Origin of the sequence: Amycolatopsis orientalis DSM 40040 = KCTC 9412 (assembly GCF_000478275.1) — a bacterium.
Taxonomy (GTDB): domain Bacteria; phylum Actinomycetota; class Actinomycetes; order Mycobacteriales; family Pseudonocardiaceae; genus Amycolatopsis; species Amycolatopsis orientalis.
Genome location: NZ_ASJB01000053.1, coordinates 95969 through 103488 on the forward strand (window position 1 = coordinate 95969; position 7520 = coordinate 103488).

The following is a 7520-nucleotide window of genomic DNA, read 5'->3' on the forward strand; positions in this document are numbered from 1 at the left end:
GCCGGTGCGATCAAGAGATCTGCAAGTCGTTGTCGATGAGGTCGAAGATCTGGTCCGCCGTGGCGTCCTGGATCCGCTGGGAAACGCCGTTCTCCGCCTCGTCCCCGGTCAGGCGGGCCAGCAGGGCCCGCAGCCGGGCGGTCACTTCCGCCGTGGCCTCGCCGTTGTCGGCGAGGCCGGTCACCGCCACTTCCAGCCGCCCGAGCTCGTCGAGGACGTCCGAAGCCGCCTCTTCGGCACCGCTCGGCGCCAGCTCGCCCCGCAGGAACGCGGCGAGCGCCGCCGGGGTGGCGTGGTCGAACACCAGCGTCGGCGCCAGCTTGGCGCCGGTGACCTTGCCGAGCCGGTTGCGCAGCTCGACCCCGGTCAGCGAGTCGAAACCGACTTCGCGGAACGCCCGCGCGGGTTCCACGGCCGCCGCCGAGGGGAAGCCCAGTACGGCCGCCGCCTCGGTCCGCACCAGGTCGAGCAGGATGGCCTCCTGCTCCGGTTCCGGAAGGCCCGCAAGCCGTTTGAGCAGCTTGGATTCCTTGCCTTCCTTCGCTTCGCCCGCGACCCTGCGGGACGTCGTGGCGGAGGTGAAGCCGCGCAGCAGGTGCGCGACGTCGTCCGGCCGCTGACGCCGGAGGCCCGCCACGTCCAGCCGCATCGGCAGCAGCAGCGGCTCGTCCATGGCCAGCGCGGTGTCGAACAGCGCCAGTCCCTCGTCGGTGTCCAGCCCGCCGACGCCGTCCCGGCTCAGCCGCGCGAGTTCGGCCTCGCCCAGATGCGCGGTCATCCCGCCGAGCCGGGCCCAGAGCCCCCAGGCCAGCGACGTCGCGGGCAGTCCCGCCGCACGACGCCGGTGCGCCAGCGCGTCCAGCCAGACGTTCGCCGCCGCGTAGTTGCCTTGCCCCGGCCCGCCGAACACCCCGGCGGCGCCGGAGTAGAGCACGAACAACGACAGGTCCAGCCCCCGCGTCAGCTCGTCCAGATGTGCCGCGCCGTCCACTTTGGACCGGAGCACGGCGCTGAGCCGCTCGGGGGTGAGATCGCCGATCAGCCCGTCGTCGAGGGTGCCCGCGGTGTGCACCACACCGGCGAGCGCCTCGCCGATCCCGGAGACCACCTCGGCGACCTCCGCCCGGTCCGCCACGTCGCAGCGGACGATCCGGACCCGCGCGCCGAGTTCGGTCAGCTCGCGCACCAGTTCCGCCGCACCCGGCGCGTCCGGTCCGCGCCTGCTGGTCAGCACCAGGTCACGGACGCCGTGGCCGGACACCAGCCGCCGGGCGGCCAAGGCCCCCAGGTTGCCGGTGCCGCCGGTGACCAGCACGGTCGACGCCGGGTCGAGACGACGTGGCTGAGTGAGCACCACCTTGCCGACGTGCTTGGCCTGTGACAGGAACCGGAACGCCTCGGGGGCGCGGCGGACGTCCCAGGTCCGGATGGGCGACAGCCGCAGCACGCCGTCGGCGAACAACGCCATGACCTCGCGGAGGATCTCCCCCATCCGCTCGGCGCCCGCCTCGATCACGTCGAAGGCGCGGTAGCGCACCCCCGGATGCTCGGTGGCGACCAGCTCCGGATCGCGGAGGTCGCTCTTGCCCATCTCGACGAACCGCCCGCCCCTGGGCAGCAGCCGCAGGGACGCGTCGACGAACTCGCGGGCGAGGGAGTCCAGCACCACGTCCATCCCCCGGCCCTCGGTGGCGTCGGCGAACCGCGCTTCGAACCCGAGATCCCGCGAGGACGCGAGATGCCCGTCGTCGAGACCGAGTTCACGGACCGCCTGCCATTTCGCCGGACTGGCGGTGCCGTACACCTCGGCGCCCCAGTGGCGGGCGAGCTGCACGGCGGCCATGCCGACCCCACCCGCGGCGGCGTGCACCAGCACGGTCTCGCCGCGCCGGAGGTCCGCCAGGTCCCGCAGCGCGTAGTAGGCGGTGAGGAACACCACCGGCACCGAGGCACCCTCCACAAAGGACCATCCAGAGGGCAGCTTCGCCAGCAGCCTGCTGTCGGCGACGGCGACCGGGCCGACACCCCCGGCGAACACCCCCAGCACCCGGTCGCCGGGAACGAGCCCGGTGACCCCGGGACCGACTTCGAGGACGACGCCCGCGCCCTCGTTGCCCAGCGGCACGTCGTCGGGGTACATGCCGAGCGCGATCAGCACGTCGCGGAAGTTGACCCCGGACGCCCGGACCTGCAGCCGCACCTCACCTTCGCCGAGTTCGGCCGCCGCGTCCGGGGAGGGCAGCAGGGCCAGGTTCTCCAGGGTGCCGCGGCCCGTGAGGTCGAGGCGCCAGCGGGGCTCCCCGGTGGGCGGGGTCAGCGCCGTGGAGCGGTCGGCGGGAACCAGCCTCGGCACCCGCAGCTGCCCGTCGCGCAACGCGAACTGCGGTTCGCCGCTGTGGAGCGCCGACGGCAGCCTGTCGAGGTCTTCGGGACCGCCGAGGTCGGCGAGCACGAACCGGCCGGGGTTCTCCGACTGCGCGGAGCGCACCAGCCCCCACACCACGGCCGAGTCGGCGTCCGGCACGTCTTCGTCCGGCGTGGTGGCGATCGCCCCGCGCGTGACGAAGACCAGCCGGGAGTCGGTGAACCGGTCGTCCGCGAGCCAGTCCTGCACCACGGCCAGCACGCGGTGCGCGGCGGAGTGCGGGCCGTCGGTGCCGGGGAGCCAGTGCAGCAACACCGTTTCCGGGCGCTGGTCCGCCTTGACGTCCCGCAGTTCCGGCAGGTCCAACAGCTCGCTGGACGGCAGTGCGACGTTGTCCCAGCCGACCAGGAAGAGGTTCTTCGACCGCACGGTGCCCGCGGTGGTGGCGGGTCGCAGGGACAGGGATTCGACCGCCGCCACCGGGTCGCCCGCGCCGTCCGCGGCGAAGATCGACACGCTGTCGCCGTCGTGGCGCGTCAACCGGACGCGCAGCGACCGCGCGCCGGTCGCGTGCAGGGTCACACCGGTCCAGGAGAACGGCAGATACGCCCCGCCGCCGCCGAACGACACCGCGCCCAGTGCGTGGAGGCCGGCGTCGAGCAGTGCCGGGTGCAGTCCGAACCGGGCTGCCTCGGCGGACTCCTCGCGGGGCAGTTCCACCTCCGCGAACACGTCGGCGCCGCGTTCCCAGACCGCCGTGAGCCCGCGGAACACCGGACCATAGGCCAGCCCCGCCCCGGCGAGGCCTTCGTAGAGGCCGTCGATGTCCACGGCTGTCGCCCTGGCGGGCGGCCACTCGCGGAGGTCGCCGGGCTCGTCCGGAGCGCCGGATTCGGGCGACAAGGCGCCGGAGGCGTGCCGTGTCCACGGCTCGCCGTCCGCCTCGCGGGAGTAGAAGACCAGCTCGCGGGTGCCCTCTTCATCCGGGGTACCGACGACGAGCTGCAGCTGGATCCCGCCGGTCGCGGGAAGGACCAGCGGCGCTTCGATCGTCACCTCGTCCACCACGGCGCAGCCCACCCGGTCGCCTGCTTGGACCGCCAGCTCGATGAACGCGGTGCCCGGCAGGAACACCTGCCCCGAGACCACGTGCTCGGCCAGCCACGGTGACGCCGAGACCGACAGCCTGGCGGTGAGCACGACCTCGTCGCCGCCCGCGAAGTCCAACGTGGCACCGAGCAGCGGATGGTCGGTGGCGCCGAGTCCGGCGGTGGTGACGTCTCCGCCGGAGGACGCGTCCACCCTGGGCCAGTAGCGCTCGTGCTGGAACGGGTAGGTGGGCAGGTCTTCGGGAACGGTCCCGGCCTTGCCCAGCAAGCCCCGCCAGTCGACGTCCGCGCCGCGGCAGAACGCCTCCCCCGCGGAGAGCAGGAACCGCTCCAGGCCGCCCTCGTCGCGGCGAAGTGTGCCGACCACCGGAACATCGACGGTGTCCTCGATCGCCATCGTCAACACGGGGTGGGCGCTGACTTCGACGAACATCTGCTGGCCTTCGGCAGCCAGCTGCTCTACCGCATCGGCGAACCGCACTGTCTGGCGCAGGTTCCGATACCAGTAGCCACCCGTCAGTTCCGCCGTGTCCAACCATCGAGAGTCCACAGTGGAATAAAACGGAACCTCACCCGTCCGCGGGGATACCGGGGCGAGCAACTCCGCCAGCTGTGTCTCGATCCGCTCGACGTGGGCCGAGTGAGACGCGTAATCCACTGCCACCAAACGGGCCCGCACACCGTCGGCCTCATACCGGGCCTTCGCCTTCGCGAGTGCGTCGGGGTCACCCGACAGCACGACCGCGTTCGGGCCGTTCACCGCGGCGATCGACACACCCTCGCCGACCTCGCTCACCGGCGCGGCCACCGACAGCATCCCGCCCAGACCAGCCAGCTCGGCAGCGATGGCCTGACTCCGCAAAGCCACCACCCGAGCCCCGTCCTCCAGGCTCAGGCCACCAGCCACCACCGCGGCCGCGATCTCACCCTGCGAATGCCCCACCACCGCCGAAGGAACCACACCCAAAGAACGCCACACCTCAGCCAGCGACACCATCACCGACCACAACACCGGCTGAACAACATCAACCCGGCCCAACGCCGTCTCGTCGGCCAGCACGTCAAACAACGACCAGTCCACAAAGGACCGCAAAGCGCTGTCGCATTCCTCCATGCGCGACGCGAAAACCGGGCTCTGCTCCAAGAGAGCCGAGGCCATGCCCAGCCACTGCGAACCCTGACCAGGGAACACAAAGACCACACGCTCAACACCGGAGCCAGAACCCCGCGCCACACCTGCGGGTTGCTCCCCCGCGGCCAACGCGGCAGCCAAACCAGCCTGGTCCTCGCCCACGAGCACCGCACGATGTCCGAACATCGAACGACCGGCCAGGCCTGCCGCCACGCCCGCAGCGTCACCGGCATATTCGGCGAGCCGACCGGCGAACGCTTCCACCGCCTCCGGCGACTTGCCCGACAGCACCCAGGGCGTGACCGCCACCGGAACGACATCGGCGGGCACGGACGCGGGTGCCTCCTCCAGGATGAGGTGGGCGTTGGTGCCGCTCATCCCGAACGCGGAGATACCCGCCCGCCGCGCCGACTCGCGCTCCGGCCACTCACGGGCTTCGGTCAGCAGTTCGACGGCCCCGGCGGTCCAGTCCACGTGGGGCGATGGAGTGTCGATGTGGAGGCTTCGCGGCAACAGGCCGTGCCGCAGCGCCAGCACCATCTTCATCACTCCGGCGACCCCGGCGGCCGCCTGGGTGTGCCCGAGGTTCGACTTCACCGAACCCAGCCACAGCGGGCGATCGCGGTCCTTCCCATAGGTCGCGTTGAGCGCCTGGGCTTCGATCGGGTCGCCGAGGGTGGTGCCGGTGCCGTGTGCCTCGACGACGTCCACATCGGACGTCCCGAGTCCGGCGTTGGCCAGCGCGGCCCGGATCACGCGTTGCTGGGAGAGACCGTTCGGCGCGGTGAGCCCGTTGGACGCACCGTCCTGGTTGACCGCGCTGCCCCGCACCACGGCCAGCACCTGATGGCCCTGGCGGGTGGCCTCGGACAGCCGTTCCACCAGCAGGATGCCGGCGCCTTCGCCCCAGCCGGTGCCGTCGGCGGACTCGGCGAACGCCTTGCACCGGCCGTCCGCCGACAGTCCGCGCTGGGCACTGAAGTCCAGGAACGCCCCGGGCGTGGACATCACGGTCACGCCGCCTGCGAGTGCCAGGTCGCATTCGCCGTTGCGCAGTGCCTGCACGGCGAGGTGGATCGCGACCAGCGAAGAAGAACAGGCGGTGTCCACGGTGACAGCCGGACCTTCGAGCCCGAACGTGTAGGCCAGCCTGCCCGAGACCACACTCGCCGAGACCCCGGTGCCCAGCTGTCCTTCGCCGAGGTCCGACGAGGCCAGCAGCACCGAGAGGTAGTCCTGGCCGTTCGAGCCGACGAACACGCCGGTCCGGCTGCCCCGGAGCGCGGCCGGGTCGAAACCGGCGCGTTCGAAGGCCTCCCACGAGGTCTCCAGGAGGAGCCGCTGCTGCGGATCCATCGCCAGCGCCTCACGCGGGGAGATCCCGAAGAACTGCGGATCGAATTCCCCGACGTCGTAAAGGAAAGCGCCGTCACGGGTGTAACTCGTGCCGGGGTTGCCCGGCTCGGGGTGGTACAGCTCCGCCAGATCCCAGCCGCGGTTGTCGGGGAAAGGCCCGACCGCGTCGCGGCTTTCCGACAGCAGTCGCCACAGCTGTTCCGGTGAGTGCGCCCCGCCCGGGAACCGGCAGGCCATCCCGACGATCGCGATCGGTTCGTCGGCGGCGGCCACCGTGGTGGCCGTGGTGATCGCGGTAGGGACCCCGGTCAGTTCGCCCAGGAGATGTTCCGCGAGGGCGAGGGGGTTGGGGTAGTCGAAGACCAGGGTCGTCGGCAGGTCGAGACCGACCAGCGGGACCATCCGGTTGCGCAGCTCCACCGCGGTCAGTGAGTCGAAGCCCAGCTCACGGAACGCGCGGTCTTGTTCGACGGCCTCCGGCCCGGAGTAGCCCAGTACCGCCGCCGCTTCGGCACGCACCAGGTCCAGGACCGCTTGCCGCCGGACTGCCGGGGCGAGCCCGGCCAGTTTGGCGCGCAGCTCGGCCGAACCCGCGCCGGCAGGCTCGTCGGTGGCGTCCTCGACCTCGATCAGTTCGGTGAGCAGGGGGCTGGGTCGCCGCGAGGTGAACACCGGCGCGAACCGGGCCCAGTCCACGTCGGCCACGGTCACCGTGGTGTCGTGTTGCGCACCTTCCAACGCCGCCAACGCCCGCTCCGGCGCCAACGCCGTCAAACCACGCTTCGCGAGATGCTCACCCGCTTCACCCGCGGCCATGCCCCCTTCAGCCCACGGACCCCACGCCACCGACAGACCCGGAAGGCCGTCAGCGCGGCGCTGTTCGATCAGCGCGTCAAGGAACGCATTGCCCGCCGCATAAGCAGCTTGGCCACCACTGCCCCACGTCGCCGCGATCGACGAAAACACAATGAACGCGTCAAGACCTTCAGTAAGCTCATGCAGATTGACCGCACCCGCGACCTTGCCGTCAACGACAGCACGGAACTCCTCCACCGAGCAGTCCGCCAGCGGAGTCGACTGCGCGACACCCGCCGCATGCACCACCACGGACAGGCCCGGAAGCCCGCCGACCAGCTCGGCCACCGCCGCGCGGTCTGCCACATCACAGGCCGCCAAGGTGACCTCGACACCCCGTTCCCGCAACTCCGCGGCGAGATCTTCCGCTCCTGGAGAGGCCGCTCCCCGGCGACTGACCAGCACCAGATGCTCAGCACCTCGCTGAGCCAGCCACCGCGCGACCTGACCACCCAAAGCCCCGGTACCACCAGTTACCAGAGCGGTGCCACCAAAAGCCCACGGCTTCGCCTCCGCAGCGTCAGCCCGCACCAGACGACGCGCGAACACACCCGACGCCCGCACCGCCACCTGATCCTCGGACCCGGCCAGCACACCCAGCACCCGGGCATCACCCGCAGCGGGCAGGTCGATCAACCCACCCCACACCTCGGGATGCTCCAGTGCCGCGACCCGGCCCAAGCCCCATACCTGCGCCTGCTCC

Annotated in this window: 1 protein-coding gene; it reads right to left on the bottom strand. The window is 71.5% G+C overall.

All coding sequences use genetic code 11. From position 1 onward, the window contains the following. Positions 1-10: 10 nt before the first annotated feature. Positions 11-7520 (bottom strand): type I polyketide synthase (locus L324_RS17780; protein ID WP_037309269.1); only part of this gene is annotated, 7510 nt, incomplete at its 5' end.